This is a genomic window from Stagnimonas sp. FW305-C-60, assembly GCF_058782965.1.
This window is the reverse complement of the sequence record NZ_JBYSYF010000002.1, coordinates 311,252-332,469: the sequence shown is the minus strand read 5'-3', so window position 1 is coordinate 332,469 and position 21,218 is coordinate 311,252. Positions and strand designations below refer to the sequence as shown.

The window sequence follows — 21,218 nt, the reverse complement described above, 5'->3', positions numbered from 1 at the left end:
CAGGAACGCCGCCGGTTCGCGTGCTTATTGGATGGTTAAACCGCCCGAGGGTTTCATATTCAGGAACTTCGCGCACAGCCAGGCCAGCGCCGGCAGCATCAGCAGGGCGCCGAGCAGGTTGGCGGCGAACATGGTCACCAGTAGCAAACCCATGTCAGCCTGGAACTGCAAGCCGGAGAACAGCCACATGGCCACCGCCACGATCAGGGTCAGCGAGGTGAACAGCACCGCCTTGCCGGTGGAGCGCAGCGCCTGCATATAGGCCTCCCGCAGGCTCAGCCCGCGCCCCAGGTAATGGGCGAACACGCCCCAGAGATAGATGCCGTCGTCGACGCCGATGCCGACCCCGAAGGCCGCCACCGGCAGCGTCGCCGCCTTCATGCCGATGCCGATGGTGGCCATGAAGCCGTAGGTGAGCAGCGAGCAGAGCACCAGCGGGGTGATGATGCAGATCACCGCCGCCAGCGAGCGGAACGACAGCCAGACGAAGATCAGCAGGGTCAGGTGTACCCAGACGATCACCACCACCTCGCGGGCGCGGATCTCCTCGTTGGTGGCGGCCATCACCCCGACATTGCCGCTGGCCAGCCGGTAGTTGACGCCGCTGCCCGGCGCCTCGCGGGCCTGGTAGTCCTTGACCACCGCTAGCACCCGGTCCAGGGTCTCGGCGCGGTGGTCGCTGGTGAACACCAGCACCGGCATGCGCGAGCAGTCGAGGTTTTGCAGGCCGGCGGAGGAGGGAATGCGGCCGACCAGTTGCGCCATCGCGTCGCGGTTGCGCGGCAGTACCTTCCAGCTCGGCGCGTTCTCGTTCCACAGGCCGCGCACCTCGCGCGCCACCGTCGGCAGCGCCAGCGCCGAGGCCACGCCTTCGGTGTTCTGCAGGCGCCAGACCAGGCTGTCGAGGTTGTCCATCACCCGGTGGTCGAGGCAGCCGTACTCGCCGGTCTCGGCGATCACCTTGAGGAGGTCGACGCCGATGGCGAAGTTGTTCACCACCACCGCCGAATCGCGGTTGTAGCGGCTGTCTGGACGCAGCTCGGGCACGCCGGCCTGGGCATCGCCGACGGTCAGCTTGGGGTACATGTGGATGGCCCAGGCCAGCGCCAGCAGGCATAGCGCCAGGAAGGGCAGCGCGCCGCGCGCGGTGGCAAACACGCTCAGGCGCCGCCACAGCGGCTCGCCCACCGCGCGCCGGCGGTGGTGGCGCTCGGCGAACTGCGCCGGATCGGCCACCCGCACCCAGCTGAGCAGGATCGGCAGCAGCAGCTTGTTGGTGGCGATCACTGCCGCCATGCCCATCGCCGCGTTGAGCGCCATCTCGCGGACGATGTCGATCTGGATGAAGGCCAGGGTGGCAAAACCGATGACGTCGGTGAGGATGGCGACGGTGCCGGGGATGGCCAGACGGCGGAAGGTCTGGATCGAGGCTTCCAGCGGCGTGAGCTGGTTCTCCGCCACCTCGTTGGCCCAGCCGTTGACGTACTGCACGCCGTGGCTGACGCCAATGGAGAGGATCAGGAAGGGCACCAGGATCGCGAAGGGGTCGAGCCCGAAACCGGCCAGCCGCAGCAGGCCCAGCTCCCAGACCACCGCCACCAGTGCGGCCAGCAGGGGCAGCAGCGCCAGCCGCAGCGAGCCGCAGAACCACCAGAGCAGGCTGAGGGTCAGCGCCATCGCCACGAAGAAGTAGGCGATTACCTCGGCGCTGGCATCGGTGACATCGCCGATCACCTTGGCGAAGCCGATGATGTGCACGCTCAGGTTCGGCGCGTAGTCGGGGTTGGCGACCGCGCGCACGGTCAACTCGTTGCCATCGACGAAGATCGCCTGGCCCTCGGCGTCTTTCTGCTCGGCCTCGAAGCGCTGGTAGCGCAGCTTCCAGCCGTAGTCGGTGTAGCCGCGCCAGACGATGTCGCCGGCGCGGTAGGGCGGCCGCTCGGCCTTGAGCCGGTATTCGTAGAGCGTCGGCGAGGCGATGCGCTGGCGCAGTTGGTCTTCCAGGAGGTCGGCGAGGCGCTTGTAGTCGAGCTTCTCGCCGGTGACCGGGTGGTGTTCCAAGAGCTCCGCGACGATCAGCGCGCCGTTCTGGTCGCTGGCGACATAGCGGCCGATGATCCCCGCCTTGGCCACCCGCTGGCGGATGTCGGCGAGCATTTCCGGGCTCGGCGTGTAGTTGCGCGGCACCACGTTGCCGAGATTGATGCCGCCTTCCACCACCTCGAAATAGGTGACATCGGGGGTGAACAGCGAGGACACCCGCGTGCGATCGACGCCGGGCAGGAAGAACACCGCGTCGCTGAGCGTCTTCAGGCGGTCGAGAAACAGCGGGTCGTAGATGCTCGGCTTCTCGCTGCCGAGCGCGAGGCCATCGTCCGCGCGCATTAGCGCGATGCTGATCAGGTTGGCGCCGCCGAAAGCCTGCTGGTACTCCTTGAACACCTTCATGTACGGGTGTTCGAGCGGAATCTGCTTCTCGAAGCCGGCATCCGGCTTCAGTTGCAGGGCCTGGGCGCCGAGCAGGAGCGTCAGCAACAGCAGCAGGGAGAAGCTCAGCCAGCGACGGGCATAGATCAGCGGAATGACCGCCCGCAGGATCGCCTCGGCCACTCCGGGACGCACGCCGTCTGCCGCCACAACTCCTCCGTTTTCTGGCCGATCTGGCGAAAGCTTACGCGAAGCGTCGCGCTCCTAACGCAGGCTGGCCTGCACCGCCGCCCAGTCGATGGTCAGCGGCTCGCTGGGCCAGTCGCCGGCCGCGGCGATGGCGGCACGCAGGCTGGCGATGCGTTCCTTGGTCGCCGGGTGCGAGGACAGCAGCGCCGGCGGCTGCAAGTCACCCGCCTCGCTTTGCAGGGTCTCGAACATCCTGGGCATGCCTTCCGGATTGATCCTGGCGGCGCGCAGGGCTTTCAGCCCCTCCTGGTCGGCCTCGCGTTCGGCCTCACGCGAATACGACAGCTGGCTGAGCCCGGCGACCATCTGCGCGATCCCGGAGAGATCGCCAAAGATCATCCCCAGGCCGGCGGTGATGCCCAGGCTCTGCGCCATCGCCCGCAGCGAATGCCGCTGCTCGACGTGCTGCACCTCGTGGGCGAGCACGCCGGCCAGCTCCTCGGCGTTGTGGGCGGCGGCGACCAGGCCGCTGTTGACCACCACCACCCCGCCCGGGATCGCAAAGGCATTGATGCTGTTGTCGCGCGCCAGGTACCAGCGGTAGCGGTAGCGGTAGCGCGAGCCAGCGGTGAGCCGCTCGCCGATGCTCTGCACCGCGCGGTTGGCCTCGGTGTTGTCGATCAGCCGCAGCTGGCGCTGCTGCGCCTTCCAGATCGCCTCGCCCAGCTTCTGCTCCTGCGCCACTGGCACCAGGCCAGCGAGGCGGCTGGTGAGCGCGCTGGCGTTCCACAACAGCAGGCCCAGCAGCAGCGCCGGCAGCAGGAACCACAGCAGCATGGCGCCGACGCTCAGCTTCCAGACTGCCCGGTGGCGGCGCTGCTTGCCATGCAGGCCGGCGATGGCGGTAGCCAACGCCGCAGGAGGCTGGACCGCCAATTGCTGCTGGAGGGCGGCATCGTCCAGCGCCAGCGACCAACGGCCCTGCGCCTCCTGCCACTCGAAGCGCCAGACGCTGTCATTGAAGCCGCCGACCGAGAGCTGCAGCTGGCCCAGCGGCACGGACAGCCTGCGGCCCTCGGGCAGGCCGAGCTGCAACTGGAAGCTGTCGAGTTGGATGGGCAGACGGGCGCCGGTGGCGGGCAGGCCGGGGCCATAGACAAGGGCGACGAAGTTCATGCCGATGAGCGGGCTTGGAGGTGGGGATGGGGGCGGGCGTAGGATCGGAGCGCCGGCAGGGGTGCCGGCCAGGCAGCAGACAAGAATCAGGGGAGGCTCATCATGGCAGAGGGAAGCTTCAATAACTGGGTCAGCGGCATTGCCGCGCTACTGGGCTTGGTGTCCACCGGCGCCGCCAGCTACGGCGCCTGGCAGGCCGAACTGGCAAAACAGAAAGCCGGCGACGCGCAACTGGCCGCCGAGGCCGCCGGCCGCGCGTTCGAGGAGATGCAGTACCGCGACAAGCAGCAGTTCGAGCTCTACGGCAAGATCGAAGGCCTGCTCAAGGAAGCCAGCGACGGCTCGCTGGTGCTGGCCGCCACCTATGTGGCCCTGGTTGGCGACCCGCGCGCCAAGGCAGTGTGGTGCGCGGCAGTGCTCAACTACGCCCACATCCGCGAGACCGCGCTGACGCCGGCCGAGCGCAACGCCGTGCTCTACGCCAAGGAATGCCTAAGCGATGCCGCCGAGCAGCGCGCCGAACCTGTGGCGGTGGCCGCCGCCAAGATCGTCGCCGGTGCCGCTCCGGTCGCCGCCGCACCGACGGTGACTGCTTCGGCAACAGCGGCACGCTGGCCAGACAAGAAGATCGTCTCGCAGGGCAAGGCGCTGGGCTATGACATCGACGTGTTTGCCTGCGAGTCCGGCGGTGCCGCCAGCAGCGCCCGGGCACTGCAGCTTGCCGAGCGTCTGGCGCTGCAATCCAGCCAGACCGGCAAGATCGCGCACGCCGATCTCGGCCGGGTGCGGCTGCGCTGGCTGAGTGCCGCCCAGGAAGCCAGCGGCGGCTATCCGGCCGGTCGCAACCAGGTGCAGGCCGACGACGACCGCAGCGAGGAGCGGATCGCCGAGGCGCTGGCGCTACTGGCGGGGGAGGCGACCGGGCAGAGTTTTTCTGCCGGACGTTCGGCCTCGGGGACTGACTTTTATCTCAGCGTGTTTGCCTGCGCGCCCTAGGACGAGCCTGCCGCAGCTTCCGATTACAGCGCTCTGAACTTCCTCCCCCGCGAGCGGGGGAGGATTGAGGTGGGGGCGTTGGGCTGGGCTCTGCGCTCGACGCGACTCGGGTTCTACGACGGAGTGCCATTTGAACCGGACTGCGGACGGGTGCTGCTGCGCGGCGCTCACACTGATCGAAGGTCTTCCCGCGGCCTCACTCATCCCCGCCCAGCAACCCACCAAGCAGGCCGCCGGTGGCGACGCCGCCGAGCAGCGAGCCCTGATCGCGCGAGCTGCCACCGATGGCCGGCGCGGCCATGACGATGCGGTTGGCCATGCGCGACAGCGGCAGCGATTGCAGCCATACCGTGCCCGGGCCGCGCAGCAGGGCGTAGAACAGGCCTTCGCCGGAGAACAGCGCGCTCTTGAGCTTGCCGACGTACTGGATGTCGAAGGAGACGCTGGGCTGCAGAGCGACGATGCAGCCGGTATCGACGCGCAGCACTTCGCCGGGGGCGAGGTCGCGGCGGTACAAGGTGCCGCCGGCGTGCACGAAGGCGAGGCCGTCGCCTTCCAGCTTCTGCATGATGAAGCCCTCGCCGCCGAACAGGCCGACGCCCAGCTTCTGCTGGAAGGCGATGCCCAGGCTCACGCCCTTGGCGGCGCAGAGGAAGGAGTCCTTCTGGCAGATCAGGGTGCCGCCGACGTCGGGCAGGTTCACCGGGATGATGGTGCCGGGGTAGGGCGCGGCGAAGGCGACCTTCTTCTTGCCGACCGGCGCCTGGTTCTGGAACACGGTGGTGAACAGGCCCTCGCCGGTAATCAGGCGCTTGCCGGCACCGGCCAGCTTGTTCCAGAAGCCCTTGTTCTGCGCCGAGCCGTCGCCGAACAGGGTGTCCATCACCACGCCGTCTTCCATGAACATCATGGCGCCGGCCTCGCCGATGGCGGCCTCGCCCGGGTCGAGTTCGATCTCGACGAACTGCATGTCTTCGCCGTAAAGCTTGTAGTCGATGACGTCCATGGCCATGGGGCGGTACTCCGTATGTTGGTTTTGGGGGGATTTTTTAAGGAAAAATCAGTGTGCCGCGTCGCCGCCGGCTGACGTCGGTTCGGCGGCGTTTTGCAGCTGCACGCTGGCTCCGGGGCTGAGCTTCTGCAGGCCTGCCACCGCCACCTGCTCGCCCTGCTTCAGGCCTTCGGTGATCTCGGCGCGGCCGGGTTCGCGCTGGCCGACCTTCACCGTGCGCAGCTCGGCCTTACCGTCGGCGATCACGTAGACGAACAGCTGCTCGCCCTGCGGAAACACCGCCTGCTCGGGCACCACCAGGGCGTTCTGGCGCGCCGAGGTTTCCAGCCGCACGCGGGCGAACAGGCCGGGCTTGAGGCGGCCGCTGGCGTTGTCCAGCCGCGCCCGCACGGCGATGCTGCGGCTGCTGTCGGCGATGCGGGGGTCGATGGCGTAGACCGCGCCGGCGAAGGTCTCGCCGGGGTAGGCATCGACTTCCACTTGCAGCTGCTGACCCGGCGCCAGCAGCGGCAGGGCCGATTCCGGCAGGCGGAAGTCCAGCTTCATCGGGTTCATCGCTTCCAGATTCACCAGCGCCTGGCCGGGCGAGACGTAGTCGCCGACGCCGACCGTGCGCAGGCCGGCGACGCCGGCGATGGGTGCCAGCACCCGCATCTTCGCGAGCTTGGCCTGCGCCATCTGTACCGCCGCGCGGTTGACCGCCAGGGTGGCGGCAACGCCGTCGCGCTCGCTGGCGGCGATCAGGCCGCGCTCGGCGATCTCGCCGGCGCGGCGGTCGTTGCGCTCGGCCAGCGCCAGGTTGGCCTGGGCCTGGGCCAGTTCGGCGCGGTTGAGCGCATCGTCGAGTTCGATCAGCACGGCGCCGCGCGCCACCGGCTGGCCTTCCTGGAAACCGATGCGGCTGACACGGCCGGCAACCTCGGCGGCGATGGTCACCGACTCGTTGGAGTCCAGGCTGCCGATCGCGTTGAGGCTGCGCAGCAGCGGCTGGACTTCCACCGAGGCCACCTGCACCGGCACGGGCGCCGCCGCCTTCTTCTGGCCCTGGGCGGGAGCGCTGTTGCTGCCGGCGGAGTCGGTGCCGGCGCCGGAACAGGCGCTCAGCAGGCTCAGCAGCAGGGGGGCGGCAAGCGGGTGGAAACGCATCGAAAATCCTGGTTCGAAGTTGGCAGCCCCGGATGGAACCTGCATCTCGCGGCTTAGTTCCGCGCTGGCAACAACTAAATGCGAGCCACCAGCGCGGTGAGCTGGTCGCCCTTGGCATAGGCGCGGAACAAGGTGCGCGCCAGCACGCCGATCAGCGGCCGGATTTCGTCCGGCGTCAGGTGGCGCATCGGCAGCACAAAGGCCTCGATCAGCGAGATGATCGCCCTGGCCATGTCCTCCAGGTCATCGCCCAGGTCGAACTGGCCGGCGGCGACACCGCGGCGCAGGGCGTCGGCGATGGTGCGCTGGCTTTCGGCTTCGAACGCGCGCTGGGTGGCGATGATGTCGGCGGTTTCCGGGGTGGAGGGGATCAGCCAGTAGCCGGCGACGCCGTGCTGGATGCGCGCGTCGGCGAACAGCCGCACCAGACCCTGGAACATGATGACGATGCCCAGCGCGCCATCGGCCGACTGGCGCATGGGGTCGAACACGTCCTCGTTGAAGATGCCGTGCAGGCGCTTGAGGCAGTCGAGATAGAGCGCCTCCTTGCCCGGAAAATGCCAGTACAGCGCGCCCTTGCTGAGCTTGGCGCCCTTGGCGATGTCGCCAATCGAGACGCCCTCGTAGCCAAAACGGCCAAACAATTCGAAGGCGTGGGCACGCAGCGCCCCCAGCGTGTCTTCTTGCAGGTGTGCGGGTTTTCGGGCCATCGGGCTTGGGCAGCTGCACGGCGCCCTGGTGGGCGCTGCGTCCTTGCGACTGTAAGTACGGAAATTCTGGATCGGTCGGGGGCATTATCGCAGCTGGCTTCCGCTCGCAGCCAGCCGCGAGAATTTTTCTGGGTGCGCTTAACCCCGTTTTCCCGACTACGCCGTTTATGCACTGGACCTTGCCGGAGAACTCCCATGCCGCTGCGCACTTCCCGCCTCACCGTCTTGTACTCGGTCGCCACGCTGCTGGCGGCCTGCACCACCACCAGCAGCCCTCCGCCGGCCGCCGAGGCGCCGCCGGCGGTTGCCGATGCTGTGGCGCCACCGCCGCCGTCGGCATCGGCGGTGACCGCCGTGCAGGAGGCCATTGCCAGCGTCCAGCAGGCCAGCAGCAAGCGCATGGCCAGCGCGACCGGCGCCTACCTGATGGCCGTGCCGGTCTATCTGCCGCCGCCGGTGGCGCAGGACCGCGAGAACTACCAGGCACCGGAGCAGAGCCCGGTGCGGCTGGTCAGTGAGCGGCCGGTGTCCACCTTCAGTATCGACGTCGATACCGGCAGCTACAGCAACAGCCGCCGCATCCTCGGCGAGGGGCGGCTGCCGCCGGAGGACGCGGTGCGGGTGGAGGAGTTCATCAACTACTTCGACTACGGCTACGCGCCGCCGCGCTCGCTGGAGACGCCCTTCGCGGTGTACACCGAACTGGCGCCCACGCCCTGGAACGGCAAAACCAAGCTGCTGCGCATCGGCCTCAAGGGCTATCAGCCCGCCGGCCCGCTGCCGGCTTCGAATCTGGTGTTCCTGGTCGATGTCTCGGGTTCGATGAACGAGCCCGACAAGCTGCCGCTGGTGAAGTCCTCGCTGAAGCTCCTGGCCCGCCAGCTCGCGGCGCGCGACCGCATCAGCCTGGTGACCTATGCCAGTGGCACCCAGGTGGTACTGGAACCGACCCCCGGAGACCAGACCGCCGCCATCGAACAGGCCATCGACCGCCTGCAGGCCGGCGGCGGTACTGCCGGTGCCGCCGGCATCACGCTCGCCTACCAGCAGGCCGAGAAGGCCTACATCAAGGGTGGCAACAACCGCGTGCTGCTGGCCACCGATGGCGACTTCAATGTCGGTATCACCCGCTTCGAGTCGCTGATCGACCTGATCAAGGACAAACGCAAGACCGGCATCGCGTTGACCACGCTGGGCTACGGCGGCGGCAACTACAACGACCACCTGATGGAGCAGGCCGCCGATGCCGGCGACGGCAACCATGCCTACATCGACTCCTTGCAGGAGGCGCAGAAGGTGCTGGTGGCGCAGCGTGCTTCCACCCTGCTGACCATCGCGCGGGACGTGAAGATCCAGGTCGAGTTCAATCCGGCGCAGGTCAGCGAGTACCGGCTGATCGGCTACGAGAACCGTGCCTTGAAGCGCGAGGACTTCAGCAACGACGCGGTCGATGCCGGCGACATCGGCGCCGGTCACAGCGTCACCGCGCTCTACGAGATCGCGCTGGTCGGCGAGGGCGGCGAGCGCAACGAGCCGCTGCGCTATGGCAGCGCGCCGACGTCGACGCTGACCGCCAAGAACGCCGAGCTGGCCTTCGTACGCCTGCGCTACAAGCAGCCGGATCAGGACGCTAGCCGTCTCATCGAGCAGCCGGTACGGCGTGCCGATGCTCACCAGCGTTTCGCCGAGGCCAGCGCCGCGCTGCGGTTGTCGGCGGCGGTCGCCGCCTTCGGCCAGCGGCTGCGTGGCGGCACCTACCTCGAGGGCTATGGCTACGAGCAGATCGCGGAGCTGGCGCGCGGCGCCTCGGCGGCGGATGCCGGCGGCAACCTCGGCGACTTCCTGCAACTGGTCGGCCTGGCGCAGGGCTTGTCGGCGCGGGTTCCCGCCGGAACTGCGCCGACCGGTGAGTGAAGGCGTCGCGGCGGTCTTCCCGGCGGCGGGGGCTTTGGCCGATGATGCGGTCATGCCCCCGCCCATCGCCGACGTTGGCGCCGACGACAGCGCCACTGACGAAAGCCTGATGCTGCGCTATGCCTCTGGCGAGGCCGCTGCCTTCGAGCCCCTGTACCGGCGCCACAAGGACGGGCTCTGGCGCTACTTCCTGCGCCAGGGCTGCGACCAGGCCACCGCCGCCGAGCTGTATCAGGACGTCTGGGCCGGCTTGATCCGTGCGCGGGCCGGCTATCGGCCCAGCGCGCGTTTCGCCACCTGGCTGTACCGGCTGGCGCAGAACCGCCTGATCGACCACTGGCGCGCGCGCCGGCCGCAGGACCAACTCGACGAGACCGATGAGCGACTCGCCGAGCCCGAGCACCGCAATCCGGCGGCGCGCGCCGGCCAGGCCGAGCAGGCACAGCGCCTGCTTGCCGCCCTCGGCGGCCTGCCGCAGGAGCAGCGTCAGGCCTTCCTGCTGCAGGCCGAAGCGGGCCTGAGCCTGGAAGAGATCGCCGCCCAGCAGGGCGTGGGTCGGGAAACCGTGAAATCGCGCCTGCGCTACGCGCTGGCCAAGTTGCGACAGGAGCTTGCCGATGTCTGGCCCTGAGCATCGTCACCCGGACGACCGGGAGCTGGAGGAGTTCCTCGCCGGGCAGGGACCGCACCATGCGCGTTACCGCGCCGCGTCCAGCGAGCGGCCGCCGCCGGCGCTGGATGCGCAGGTGCTGGCCCAGGCGCGTGCCGCGCTGCCGCCCCGGCGTGACCGCCTGCGGCGCTGGCGCCTGCCGCTGTCGCTGGCTGCGACCCTGGTACTGGGCATCGGCCTGGTGAGCCGCGTGCAGCGCGAGGCGCCGCCACCGGCTGCCGAGAGTGCGGTGGATGCGGCTGCGATCCACTCGCCTAGGACCTCATCGCCTGAGATTGCTGCGGAGCAGGAAGCGCGGGCGCTGGTGCGGCGCGACCAGGCCGAGCAGGCGACGAACGCCAAGGCCGGGGCAGAGCGAGCGCCGGCGATCGGCGCGCTGCAGGCCGGCAAGGCGTTGGCGGTCGAACGGCAGAAGGCCGAGACGCTGGCGCAAGCGCCCGTCCTCTCGGTGGCGCCGGCGGCTGGAGCGGCGGTCGCCGATGTACTGCCGGCACCACTACCGCCTCCGGCCACGGCCATGGCGCCCGAGTCTCAGGCCGAACTCGCCGCCGACGCCGCCCCGGCGGTCGCGGCAGCGCCAAGGCTGGCGCTGCAAGCGACGCCATCGGAAGCAGCCGCCAAGAGCCAGCGTCGGTCGGCGGCGGTTACCGCGATCGCGCCGGTGCCGGAGGCCGCGCCGCGTTACCTTGGCGACAGCGGCCTGGTGCTGGAACTGCCGCCCGGTCGCTATCGTCTGCTGGCGGCCAATGAGGCCCCGTTGCTGGCCGGCGAACGCCTGCCCATGGCCGGCGGCCGCGAGCAATTGCAGGGTTTAGGTGGTGGTGAGGGCGGCTGCCGTTTGTGGCTGGAGCCGCTGGCCGCCGAGCCTGGGCGCCTGCTGCTGACCGGCGACTGCGAGTCTGGCTTGAAAGGCGAATACCGCCGGCTGGAGTCAGGGCGCTGATGGGCTCCGGCTCCAGCCGGCTTGGCGCCTGGCTAGCCCGGCTTGGCGCCCAGCACCCGCGCCGGTAGCAGGAGCAGAGCCCGCAGCAGGCCGAACACGCCGTCCACCGCGATGCCCAGCAGGCGGAACGGCAGGCTGATCAGCCAGACCAGAGGCCAGAGCAGCAGCGCGAGCAGCGCCAGCGGCCAGCAGAGGACGAACAGGATCAGCCAGCCGATGAGGACGAACAGGGTGCCCATCGTCGTGCTCAGCTCTTCTCGTCGCGTTCGAGCTTCTCGATCTCGCGCTTCAGGGCGTCGTCCTTGGACAGGGCGGTTTCCTCCATGCGGCGCAGGCGCTCGTCGAGACGGGCGAAGCGCTCCTTGATCTCCCGCAGATCGGTGGTGGCCGCTGCGCCGCCCGAGGGGCCGGTGTAGGGCGTCGAGGCTGCCGGGCCACCGTCGTTCCACTTCGGACGCGGGCCAGGCATCTCGTCGCCGTTGTCCATCAGATACCAGGCCAGGATGTAGAGCAGGATCACCACCCAGCCGGCAGTGAAGATGGCGAGCAGGGCGACGATCAGGCGGACCAGCTTGAGCTTCCAGTCAAAGTAGTCGGCGATGCCGGCGCAGACGCCGGAGATCCAGCCTTCGCCGGGGTAGCGGCGCATCTCGGAAAGAAAGCCGGTGCGGAACTTCGAGTTGTTGCTGCTCATCGTTAACGTCTCCAACCAGGACGATCGGCGTCCATCAGGGTTTCCATGGCTTCCAGCCGGCGCTCCAGGCGCTCGGCGATGCGGGCGATCTGCGCCAGTTCGGCGATGTCGGGGCCGAGGATCGGTGCCGGCGCCTCGCGCTTGGCTCGGGCGCGGTAGTGCAGGAACAGCCACATCGGCACCACGAAAAGAATCAGCAAGACCAGCGAGACGCCCATCAGGACCATGAGAACCTGGATGCCTTCCGGCATGCCGCTCATGCTGACGTTGACCGCGTGGTTGGCGGCATCGGGGAGTTTGTCTACGGTGATGTCCACGGTGGGCGTCCCTTAGTTCTTCTGTTGCAGTTTGCCGCGCAGGCGGGCGAGCTCGCCTTCCACCGCGTCGGCCTGTTCAAGTTGCGCGAACTGGTCTTCCAGTTTGCGCTTGCCAAGATCATAAGCCTCGGCCTCGGAATCCAGGCGGTCTACATCGCGTGCCAGGGCATCGAGTGCATCACCGGTCTTGGTCTCGTTGAGCGCGCCCTTGACCTGCTTGCGGGCGCTGGCGGACTCGCCGCGCAGGGCCAGCAGGCGCTGGCGGCTGCGGGCCTCGGCCAGCTTCACGCGCAGGTCGGCGAGATCGGTGTCGAGCTTCTCGATCTCGGCCTCCACCGGCGGCAGCAGGCCGACGATCTGCTCGCGTTCCTGGCTCAAGCGCAGCTTCACTGCGAGAGCGCCGCGGGCGAGATCCTCGCGGTCCTTGGCCAGCGCCAGCTCGGCCTTGCGCTCCCAGTCCTTGGACTGCTCGTCCAGCTCGCCGATGCGGCGCTGGATCTCCTTCTTGCGCGCCAGGGCGCGGACCGCGGCGGAACGGGCTTCCACGAGGGTGTCCTCCATTTCATTGATGATCAGACGCGCCGTCTTGAGCGGATCGTCGGATGCGTTCAGCAGGGCCTCGAGATCGGCCTGCTGGACGTCCTTGGTGCGGGAAAAGATGCCCATGGTCTTCAGTCTCAGGCGGCCTTCGGGCTGGCGTCGTCGCTACGCGCCAGCAGTCGGCACAGGCCATAGACCGCCAGGAACGGCAGCGCCAGCACCGCCAGGGGCAGCAGGGCCACCAGTGCGCCGCCGACCAGCAAGGCCGCGGTCGCCAGCAAGGGCGCGGTCAGCGGCACCAGCACCACCATGGCCAGCAGCGCGAAGGGCGCGATCAGCACCAGCAGCAGGACGAGGGCGAGGAAGCGGAGCAGGGATTTCATGGTCAGTCTCAGCGTAACGGTGGGGTGCTGCGGGGTGTAGCGGGTTCAGATGCGGCTTACTGGACCAGCGCGCGCAGCCAGCGGTGCAGGCTGATGGTGCTGGGCTGGGCCTCGCTGCGCACCTGCATGTAGCGGGCGGCACGGCTGGGGGCCTGCTTTTCGGCGCGGGTCAGACGCAGGGCGCGCCACTCGCTCTCGGCGTAGGTGCGGGTCGGGGTGACGATCACCCGCTCCAACACCACCGGCTCGGCGGCGGCCCGCAGCTGGGCGCCGGCCTGGGCGCTCTGGCTGTAGGTGACCGGGGCCAGGTAGGTGACACCGGCGGCGTAGGTGACCGGCTGGGTGTAGGTGACCGGGGTGTTGAAGGTGACGCCTTCGGCCTGGGCGGCAAAGGAAAGGGCGGCGAGGGCGGCGAGGGTGGCGGTGCGGTTCATGGGCTGGTCCTTGGCTTGTGTGTGGCTTGTGCCCCTAATAAAGCCAGGCTCGTGCCATGACCCAAAAAATGTTCGTAATACTATGAAAACAAATGAATTATAGGTGATTAAGCGGGTTCTGAAACGGCCTCGATATTGGTGATATTAATTCAATAGTGGTAAAAATTACCACTAAATGGAAAATACAAAGGACAGCGAAGTCGAGGAAATGACGCCGCCACCGCTGGTGGGCGAGTCCGAGTGTTTCCTGGCAGTCATGGAGCAGGCCTCGCGTGCCGCGCGGCTGAGCAAGCCGGTGCTGGTGATCGGCGAGCGCGGCTCCGGCAAGGAGCTGATCGCCTCGCGCCTGCACTATTTGTCCGAGCGCTGGGCCAAGCGGCTGGTGAAGTTCAACTGCGCGGCGGTCAACGACGAGCTGCTGGAATCGGAGCTGTTCGGTCACGTCGCCGGCGCCTTCACCGGCGCGGTGAAGGCGCGCGCCGGCCGCTTCGAACTGGCCAATGGCGGCACCTTGTTCTTGGACGAACTGGCGAGCATGAGCCTGCGCCTGCAGGAAAAGCTGCTGCGGGTGCTGGAGTACGGCGAATTCGAGCGGGTCGGCTCCTCGGAAACCCAGCGGGTGGACGTGCGGGTGGTGGCCGCCGCCAACGTCGATCTGCCGCGCATGGCCGCCAGCGGTCGTTTTCGTGAGGATCTGCTCGATCGTCTGTCCTTCGAGGTCATCACCCTGCCGCCCTTGCGCGAGCGCCGCGAGGACATCCTGCTGCTGGCGCAGAAGTTCGGCGAGGGCATGGCCCGCGAGCTGGGGCGCGAGTACTTCGCCGGCTTCTCGCCGGCTGCCGAGCAGCAGCTGCTGGACTACCAATGGCCCGGTAATGTCCGCGAGCTGAAGAACGCGGTGGAGCGCGCCGTCTACCGGCTAGACAGCGCCCGCCGGGTGGTGGAACAGGTGACGCTGGACCCCTTCGAGTCGCCGTTCCGGATGTCGGCTGCCGCGCTGGCCGGTACCCTCGGGCTCGCGGCCGAGGCGGCTGGACCCGTGGCTGGATCAGCTGCCTCGTCGTCGCCGTCGGCGGCGCTGAATGCGGCGCCGACCACGGTCTGGAAATTTCCGCTCGACTTCAAGACCCAGGTTGCCGACTACGAGGTGCGGCTGCTGCGCGCGGCGCTGGCGCAGGCGCAGTTCCGCCAGACCCGCGCCGCGGAAATCCTCGGCCTCAACTACCACCAGCTGCGTGGTCTCCTGCGCAAGTACGACCTGCTCAAGGAACTGCGCGGGGAGTAGCGCCCGCTGGTGCGGGTTCCCTCGTTCAGTGCCCGGTCGTCTCCGCCCCCGGTGCCGCCTGCTGACGCTCCAGCTCCGCGGCGCGCGCGCCTGGCGAGGCCAGGCGGCGGCAGAACAGGGCGTAGAAGGCCGGGGTGATGTAGAGCGTCAGCAGGGTGGAGAAGCTCACGCCGAAGAAAATCACCGTGCCCAGCGCCACCCGCGCCTCGGAGCCGGCACCGCTACCCAGCATCAGCGGCACCGCGCCAGCGACGGTGGCGATCGAGGTCATCAGGATCGGTCGCAGGCGGATGCCGGCGGCCTCGATCAAGGCCTCGTGAAAGCCCTTGCCGGCGTCGCGCAGCTGGTTGGCGAACTCGACGATCAGAATGCCGTTCTTGGTCGCCAGCCCGATCAGCATGATCAGGCCCACCTGCGAGTAGATGTTGAGCGAGAGGTCCATCTGCAGGAGCCCGAACAGCGCGCCGGCGATGCCCAGCGGCACGGTGGTGAGGATCACGAAGGGCTGCACCAGGCTCTCGAACTGGCCGGCCAACACCAGGAACACCACCAGCAGCGAGGCCGCGAAAGCGGCGTAGAGCGCGGCGCCGGACTCCTTCAGTTCGCGCGAGTCGCCGCGGTAGCGGATCTGCACTTCCGCCGGCAGTTCCTCGCGGATCACGCCCTCCAGATAGTCGAGCGCCTCGCCGAGTGGATAGTCGGGGGCCAGGCCAGCGCTGATGGTGATGCTGCGCAGGCGGTCGTAGCGGTTGAGGCTGGGTGAGCTGGCGCCCTCGTGCTGGCTGACCAGATTGCTCAGCGGGGTGAGATTGCCGCTGCTGCCGCGCACGTAGAGGCGGTCCAGCTCCTCCGGTGTGCGCCGGCGCTCGTCTTCGGCCTGCAGGATCACCTCGTATTCCTCACCGCGGTCCTGCCACTTGGTGACCCGGCGACCGCCCATGAAGGTTTCCAGGGTGCGGCCGATGGTGCCGGAGGAGACGCCGACATCGGCGGCCTTGACCAGATCAACCCGGAGCGCGATCTGCGGTTTGGTGGCCTTGTAGTCGGAGTCCAGCCGCACCAGCTTGGGGTTTTCCCGCTGCACGCGGGCGAACACCCGGTCGCGCCAGGCGGCGATGGTCGCGTAGTCGGGGCCGCCCAGCGCGATCTGCACCGGCTGGCCGGGACGGCCGCCGAAAGCGGCGCGTTCCAGGGCGACGAGGCGGGCTTCGGGGATGTCCTTCAGCTGGTCGTTGAGCTGCTGGGTAATGACATGCGAGCTGGGCCTTTCGCCCCAGGGCGCCAGTGCCAGCAGCACATTGCCGCTATTGACCTCGTCGCCGCCGCCGAAGCGTGGCGTGCGGACGATCAGGCGCTCGGCCTCGCCGCGCTCGGCGTAGGGCATCACCAGGCCTTCGGCGGAGTGCATCACGCGCAGCATGTAGGGCAGGCTGGCGCCTTCCGGGCCATCGGCCTGGATGAACACCTGGCCGCGATCCTCCTGCGGCGCCAGCTCCTTGGGCAGCAGGCCGTACAGATACCAGCTCAGTCCCAGCAGACCGAGCGTGACCACGATCGCCCAGGCCGGGCGCTGGATCGCCGGCCTCAGGCTGCGCTCGTAGCCGCGCGCGAGCGCGGCGAACAGGCGGTCCAGGCGGCTTTCCTGCGCCGCCTCGCCGGGCCGATGGCCGCGCAGCACGGTGGTGGCCAGGGCAGGCGCTAGGGTCAGGGCGGTGAGGCCGGAGCAGGCCACCGCGGCGGCCAGGGCCAGGGAGAACTCGCGGAACAGGCGGCCGATGTTGCCCTGCAGTAAGGAGATCGGCGCGAACACCGCGATCAGCACGGCGGTGGTGGCGATCACCGCCATACCCACTTCACGCGAGCCGCGAAAGGCGGCCAGCAAGGGCGGCTCGCCCAGCTCCAGCCGGCGATGGATGTTCTCGATCACGACGATGGTGTCGTCCACCACCAGGCCTACCGCCAGCACCAGGGCCAGGAGGGTGAGGATGTTTACCGAAAAGCCCAGGGCATAGAGTAGGGTGAAGCTGGAGATGAGTGCGATCGGCACGGTCAGGGCCGGGATCAGGGTGGCGCGCAGGCTGCCCAGGAACAACCAGATCACCACCACCACCAAAACCGCGCATTCGGCCAGGGTGCGCATCACTTTCTGCAGCGAGGCGTCGATGAACAGCGAGGAGTCGAATACCACCTCCAGCTTCATGTCCGATTCCAGGCTGCTGTTGATCAGCGCCACCTGGGCGCGCACCGCCTTGGCCATCTCCAGGGCGTTGGCCTTGGACTGCTTGATGACGCCGATGCCCAGGCCTTCGACGCCGTTGACGCGGTAGTCGTTGCGCGGGTTTTCCGGCGCCACCTCGACCCTGGCGACATCGCTCAAGCGCACCGGATAGCCGTCGCTGCCGCGGGCAATGACCATGTTGGCGAAGTCGGCCGGCGACTTCAGGCCGCGGGCGGCGCGCAGGTTGAACTCGCGCTCGCTGGACTCGATGCGGCCGGCCGGCAGCTCGACGTTCTGGTCGCGCAGGGCGGTTTCGATGTCCTCGGCGGTGAGGCTGCGCGCCGCCAGCCGCTCGGCCGACAGCCAGATGCGCAGCGCCTGACCGCGGTCGCCGGAGAGGAACACGCTGGACACGCCGTTGACCACGCTCAGCCGGTCGACCAGATAGCGCTCGGCGTAATCGGTCAGTGCCATGCGGTCGGCGCCGGGCTGCGACAGCACCAGGAACATCACCGGATCGGCGTCGGCGTCGGCCTTGGAGATTTCCGGCGGATCGGCCTCGTCGGGCAGATCGTTGAGCGCCCTGGAGACCCGGTCGCGCACATCGTTGGCGGCGGAGTCGATGTCGCGGTCGAGGTTGAATTCGAGTGTGATGTTGCTGCGGCCGTCGCGGGAGGTGGAGCTGATGCTCTTGATGCCCTCGATGCCGGCCACCCGGTCTTCGAGCAGACGGGTGATCTCGCTTTCCACCACCGAGGCATTGGCGCCGGTGTAGAAGGTGGCGATGGAAACGATGGGCGGATCGATGTCAGGGTACTCCCGCACCGGAATGGCGGAGAGCGCGAACAGGCCGAAGCTGACCAGTAGCGCATTGACCACGCAGGCAAGGATGGGGCGTTGTACCGAGAGATCGGAAAGCTTCACGGGTAGGTTGGGCCTTGGGGATTGCGGGGGGTAGACCGTGGTGGTCCGGCCTGGTTCGGTGCGGCGCGCGTGTATTCTCGCCGTTGCCGGTTAAAGTGAGGGGCAGCTGTTGGCGCAACCGAAATGGAATGCCGTGCATCCCTGATTGAACCTGCCAGCTCTACGGAATTTGATGCTCATGATCGCCCCGCCCAAATCCCCTGCCTTTAGCGCCGTCCTGCTGACGCTGCTTGCCTTGAGCCTCTCGGCTTGCGAAAGCGAGCGCAAGATCTATGCGCTGACCAGCAGCGGCAAGATCCTCGGTTTCGACAGCTCGGCACCGGACCGGCTCGATAGCGAGGTCAGCGTCAGCGGCCTGGCCAGTGGCGAGAGTCTGGTGCAGCTCGCCTACCGGCCGGCCAATGGCCTGTTCTACTGCCTGACCAGCGACGAGCGCCTTTGTACCGTCGACCCGGCTTCGGGCAGCGTGAGCCTGGTCAGCACTCAGGCGTTTGTGGAGGACGGCCTGCCCAGTGCGGTGATCGACTTCAATCCGGTGGCGGATCGGCTGCGGGTGATCTCCGGCGAGCAGAACCTGAGAGTCAATCCCGCCGATGGCACGCTGGCGGCCACCGACACCGATCTGGCCTACGACGAAGACGACGAGAACGCCGACACCACGCCCAAGCTGGCCGCTCTCGCCTACGATCACAACGACGCCGGGGCCAGCAGCACCACGCTATACGGCCTGGACCTCAACACCCAGAGCCTGGTGCGGGTCGGCAGCGAGGGTGGCAGCCCGGACTCGCCCAATGGCGGCCTGCTGTTCACCATCGCGAAAACCAGCGTGGCCTTCACCGCCAATGCCGCGCTGGATATCGAGCCGGGTGGCGATACCGCCTACGCGGTGCTGGGCGCCAATGGCGTCGGTGCGGCGCTGTATCGGCTGGATCTCTCCGACGGCAGTGCCGATCTGGTGGGCAGCATCGACGACGGTGATCGCACCATCATCTCGCTGGCGGTGGCGACGGAAGAGGAAACCAGTAGCAGCAATTGAGTGGCTGAGCCCTGTGCTGCGTCGATGCGGAGTGCTCGGGCGTCGGTTTGGGCTTTGCTCATGAGGGGGTAGGCAATTGTCGGCGCTGAATCCTGGACCGGCTCCTCAGAAGGCTGTCATCGGCAAGCCGGCCGCGCCGACCGCCGTGGCGGCGCTGGGCCAGATTCCCCGCGGCGTCTGGGTGCTCGGCTTCGTCAGCCTGCTGATGGATATCTCCTCGGAGATGATCCACAGCCTGCTGCCGCTGTTCATGGTCACGGTACTGAGTGCCAGCGCCTTGGCGGTGGGGTTGATCGAGGGGCTGGCGGAAGCCACTGCGCTCATCGTCAAGGTGTTTTCCGGAGCGCTCAGCGACTACCTGGGCCGGCGCAAGGGGCTGGCCCTGTTCGGCTACGGACTGGGCGCGCTGACCAAGCCACTGTTCGCGGTGGCGCCGACGGTGGGCATCGTGCTCAGCGCCCGGCTGCTGGACCGCATCGGCAAGGGCGTGCGCGGTGCGCCACGTGATGCCCTGGTAGCCGACCTTACGCCGCCGCAGTTGCGCGGTGCGGCGTTTGGCCTGCGCCAGTCGCTGGACACCGTCGGTGCCTTTCTCGGGCCGCTGCTGGCGGTGGGTCTGATGCTGCTCTGGGCCAATGATTTCCGCGCGGTGTTCTGGGTGGCGGTGATTCCCGGAGCGATGGCGGTGGCCCTGCTGCTGCTGGGGCTGCGGGAGCCGGAAACGCATGCGGGGGCGGCGCGCGGAAACCCCATCCACTACCAGAGCCTGAAGCGCCTGGGTGGAGCCTACTGGTGGGTGGCGCTGGTGGGGGCGGTGTTCACCCTGGCCCGGTTCAGCGAAGCCTTTCTGGTGCTGCGTGCCCAGCAGGGAGGCATGCCGCTCGCCCTGGTGCCGTTGGTGATGGTGGCGATGAACCTGGTTTACGCCATGGCCGCCTATCCCTTCGGCAAGCTTTCGGACCGGATGAGTCACGCCAAGTTGCTGAGCCTGGGCCTGCTGGTGCTGATCGTCGCCGATCTGGTGCTGGCGGCCAGCAGCCACTGGGGCGTGGTGCTGGTGGGGGTCGTGTTCTGGGGTATGCACATGGGCATCACCCAGGGCCTGCTGTCGGCCATGGTCGCCGAGGCGGCGCCGGCCGGCCTGCGCGGCACCGCGTTCGGGGTTTTTGGCCTGGTGAGCGGCCTGGCGATGTTGTTGGCCAGCGCGCTCGCCGGCCTGCTCTGGGATCGCCTGGGGGCGTCCTTCACGTTCTATTGCGGCGCGCTGTTCTGCCTGGGGGCTCTGCTGCTCCTGGGCTGGAAAGCGAGTCGGACTGCGGCGTAGCGGCGGCTCCAGCCCCTGGGATGTGCTGGTCGGCGCTGCGGCCGGCTAGTGTTTCCTGGCATCCCAATAAGCCTGGCATTTGCCAGTACGATCTCTGGGGTGTGGACAAACTAACATGACCTGTTAGAGTGCGCGCCCATGAATTTCAGCGTCCATTTCGACGAGGCCACCATCGACCGCCTCGCGGCTGCCGTCGAACGCAGCGGCCTGACCCGCAACCGCATCATCGTGCAGGCGGTGCGGGACTGGCTGGAGCGCAACGAGGAGCCGGGTTGGCCGGAGGCGCTGCGTGAGCATTTCCGCAATCCCGCCCCGGAACTGGCCGAGGAAACCCTGGACGTGCAGGCCTGGGTCGCCGCGCTTGCCCCCGAGCGGGAGCCGCGCTGGTGAGCAAGTACCTGCTCGACGCCGCCACCGTGGTCGCCGCCGTGCAGGGGCGGCTGCCGGTGGTGCTGCGGCTGTCCCGGCTCAAGCCCGGCGAGGTCGCGGTATCCGCAGTCAGCAAGATGCAGCTGGAAGTTGCTCTGCGCCGCACCCCGCGCGCCAGCCCGCGCTATTCGCGGCTGCTGCGCGAGTTCTTCGAGGCGGTACGGGTGCTGGACTTTCGTGGCGAGGACGCCAGCCAGCTGGCCAATCTCGCGCCCTATCTGCCGCAGGAGGCCGGCAGCCCCTCGGCTTACGAGCTGTTGCTGGCCGCCACCGCACTGTCGCACCGGCTCACCCTGGTCACCGACAGTCCGCAGCGTTTCGCCTTCATCCCTGGCCTGGAAGCGGAAAGCTGGCTGAGTGCTGCCCGATGAACCGTCTTTGGTAGATCCAAGCTAAGACCTTGCCGTCCCGCCGGGGGCGGCAAGGAACCACCTCGACTTTTGACCCCTGG

General features: G+C 68.2%; 21 protein-coding genes. 9 read left to right on the top strand and 12 right to left on the bottom strand.

Annotated features, from left to right (window positions below; translation table 11 throughout):
• Window positions 1-24: 24 nt before the first annotated feature.
• Both AC3WT6_RS08395 and AC3WT6_RS08390 read right to left on the bottom strand, forming a co-directional pair.
• Window positions 25-2,622, bottom strand: coding sequence for an efflux RND transporter permease subunit (locus AC3WT6_RS08395; protein WP_492653129.1), 2,598 nt, complete (start codon window positions 2,620-2,622; stop codon window positions 25-27).
• 69 nt (window positions 2,623-2,691) lie between these two features.
• Window positions 2,692-3,792: a M48 family metallopeptidase gene (locus AC3WT6_RS08390; protein WP_492653128.1), complete on the bottom strand. Its 1,101-nt coding sequence runs from the start codon at window positions 3,790-3,792 to the stop codon at window positions 2,692-2,694.
• A gap of 102 nt (window positions 3,793-3,894) precedes the next feature.
• Here AC3WT6_RS08390 and AC3WT6_RS08385 point away from each other — a divergent pair, with 102 nt between their 5' ends.
• Window positions 3,895-4,788 (top strand): hypothetical protein, encoded by an 894-nt coding sequence (locus AC3WT6_RS08385; protein WP_492653127.1) that lies wholly within the window; start codon window positions 3,895-3,897, stop codon window positions 4,786-4,788.
• Between the two features lie 196 nt (window positions 4,789-4,984).
• Here AC3WT6_RS08385 and AC3WT6_RS08380 read toward each other — a convergent pair whose 3' ends face one another.
• From AC3WT6_RS08380 to AC3WT6_RS08370, 3 genes are all read right to left on the bottom strand, one after another.
• The gene (locus tag AC3WT6_RS08380; protein WP_492653126.1) at window positions 4,985-5,800 is read right to left on the bottom strand and encodes an AIM24 family protein; all 816 of its coding nucleotides are present in this window, start codon (window positions 5,798-5,800) and stop codon (window positions 4,985-4,987) included.
• A gap of 48 nt (window positions 5,801-5,848) precedes the next feature.
• On the bottom strand, window positions 5,849-6,946 hold the full coding sequence (locus AC3WT6_RS08375) for an efflux RND transporter periplasmic adaptor subunit (RefSeq protein WP_492653125.1): 1,098 nt from the start codon (window positions 6,944-6,946) through the stop codon (window positions 5,849-5,851).
• Window positions 6,947-7,020: 74 nt separating this feature from the next.
• Window positions 7,021-7,656, bottom strand: coding sequence for a TetR/AcrR family transcriptional regulator (locus tag AC3WT6_RS08370; protein WP_492653124.1), 636 nt, complete (start codon window positions 7,654-7,656; stop codon window positions 7,021-7,023).
• 195 nt (window positions 7,657-7,851) lie between these two features.
• Between AC3WT6_RS08370 and AC3WT6_RS08365 the strand changes: the two genes are divergently transcribed.
• From AC3WT6_RS08365 to AC3WT6_RS08355, 3 genes are read left to right on the top strand one after another with little or no spacing between them, the layout of a single operon-like run.
• Window positions 7,852-9,570 (top strand): vWA domain-containing protein, encoded by a 1,719-nt coding sequence (locus AC3WT6_RS08365; protein WP_492653123.1) that lies wholly within the window; start codon window positions 7,852-7,854, stop codon window positions 9,568-9,570.
• A 52-nt stretch (window positions 9,571-9,622) separates the two neighbouring features.
• Complete coding sequence (locus tag AC3WT6_RS08360; protein ID WP_492653122.1) at window positions 9,623-10,201, top strand: RNA polymerase sigma factor; 579 nt, start codon at window positions 9,623-9,625, stop codon at window positions 10,199-10,201.
• The gene (locus AC3WT6_RS08355) at window positions 10,188-11,183 is read left to right on the top strand and encodes a hypothetical protein (protein ID WP_492653121.1); all 996 of its coding nucleotides are present in this window, start codon (window positions 10,188-10,190) and stop codon (window positions 11,181-11,183) included. Before AC3WT6_RS08360 ends, AC3WT6_RS08355 begins: the two co-directional genes overlap by 14 nt.
• A 32-nt stretch (window positions 11,184-11,215) precedes the next feature.
• Here AC3WT6_RS08355 and AC3WT6_RS08350 read toward each other — a convergent pair whose 3' ends face one another.
• Genes AC3WT6_RS08350 through AC3WT6_RS08325 form a run of 6 tightly spaced genes read right to left on the bottom strand, consistent with a single transcriptional unit; the run spans window position 11,216 to window position 13,551 of the window.
• Window positions 11,216-11,422 carry a hypothetical protein gene (locus AC3WT6_RS08350; protein ID WP_492653120.1) on the bottom strand — a complete coding sequence of 69 codons (207 nt, stop codon included), beginning with the start codon at window positions 11,420-11,422 and terminating at the stop codon, window positions 11,216-11,218.
• A gap of 8 nt (window positions 11,423-11,430) precedes the next feature.
• Complete coding sequence (locus AC3WT6_RS08345; protein ID WP_492653119.1) at window positions 11,431-11,877, bottom strand: PspC domain-containing protein; 447 nt, start codon at window positions 11,875-11,877, stop codon at window positions 11,431-11,433.
• A gap of 2 nt (window positions 11,878-11,879) precedes the next feature.
• Window positions 11,880-12,194: an envelope stress response membrane protein PspB gene (gene pspB / locus AC3WT6_RS08340; RefSeq protein ID WP_492653118.1), complete on the bottom strand. Its 315-nt coding sequence runs from the start codon at window positions 12,192-12,194 to the stop codon at window positions 11,880-11,882.
• A gap of 12 nt (window positions 12,195-12,206) precedes the next feature.
• The gene (locus AC3WT6_RS08335) at window positions 12,207-12,860 is read right to left on the bottom strand and encodes a PspA/IM30 family protein (protein WP_492653117.1); all 654 of its coding nucleotides are present in this window, start codon (window positions 12,858-12,860) and stop codon (window positions 12,207-12,209) included.
• Between the two features lie 11 nt (window positions 12,861-12,871).
• Window positions 12,872-13,117, bottom strand: a complete 246-nt coding sequence (locus AC3WT6_RS08330) for a hypothetical protein (RefSeq protein ID WP_492653116.1) — start codon at window positions 13,115-13,117, stop codon at window positions 12,872-12,874.
• 56 nt (window positions 13,118-13,173) lie between these two features.
• A complete protein-coding gene (locus AC3WT6_RS08325) occupies window positions 13,174-13,551 on the bottom strand; it encodes a hypothetical protein (protein ID WP_492653115.1) in 378 nt (125 codons plus the stop codon).
• 175 nt (window positions 13,552-13,726) lie between these two features.
• Here AC3WT6_RS08325 and pspF point away from each other — a divergent pair, with 175 nt between their 5' ends.
• Complete coding sequence (gene pspF / locus AC3WT6_RS08320; protein ID WP_492653114.1) at window positions 13,727-14,836, top strand: phage shock protein operon transcriptional activator; 1,110 nt, start codon at window positions 13,727-13,729, stop codon at window positions 14,834-14,836.
• Window positions 14,837-14,861: 25 nt separating this feature from the next.
• On the opposite strand, the gene AC3WT6_RS08315 is transcribed toward pspF, so the two are convergent.
• The gene (locus AC3WT6_RS08315; RefSeq protein WP_492653113.1) at window positions 14,862-17,978 is read right to left on the bottom strand and encodes an efflux RND transporter permease subunit; all 3,117 of its coding nucleotides are present in this window, start codon (window positions 17,976-17,978) and stop codon (window positions 14,862-14,864) included.
• Between the two features lie 172 nt (window positions 17,979-18,150).
• On the opposite strand from AC3WT6_RS08315, the gene AC3WT6_RS08310 reads away from it, so the two are divergent.
• The 4 genes from AC3WT6_RS08310 to AC3WT6_RS08295 all read left to right on the top strand — a co-directional run bounded on the left by AC3WT6_RS08310 (window position 18,151) and on the right by AC3WT6_RS08295 (window position 21,138).
• Window positions 18,151-19,014 (top strand): DUF4394 domain-containing protein, encoded by an 864-nt coding sequence (locus tag AC3WT6_RS08310; RefSeq protein WP_492653112.1) that lies wholly within the window; start codon window positions 18,151-18,153, stop codon window positions 19,012-19,014.
• Between the two features lie 163 nt (window positions 19,015-19,177).
• Window positions 19,178-20,338, top strand: coding sequence for an MFS transporter (locus AC3WT6_RS08305; RefSeq protein WP_492653821.1), 1,161 nt, complete (start codon window positions 19,178-19,180; stop codon window positions 20,336-20,338).
• A 138-nt stretch (window positions 20,339-20,476) separates the two neighbouring features.
• Window positions 20,477-20,728 carry a CopG family ribbon-helix-helix protein gene (locus AC3WT6_RS08300; RefSeq protein WP_492653111.1) on the top strand — a complete coding sequence of 84 codons (252 nt, stop codon included), beginning with the start codon at window positions 20,477-20,479 and terminating at the stop codon, window positions 20,726-20,728.
• Complete coding sequence (locus AC3WT6_RS08295; protein ID WP_492653110.1) at window positions 20,725-21,138, top strand: PIN domain-containing protein; 414 nt, start codon at window positions 20,725-20,727, stop codon at window positions 21,136-21,138. Before AC3WT6_RS08300 ends, AC3WT6_RS08295 begins: the two co-directional genes overlap by 4 nt.
• Window positions 21,139-21,218 lie beyond the last annotated feature (80 nt).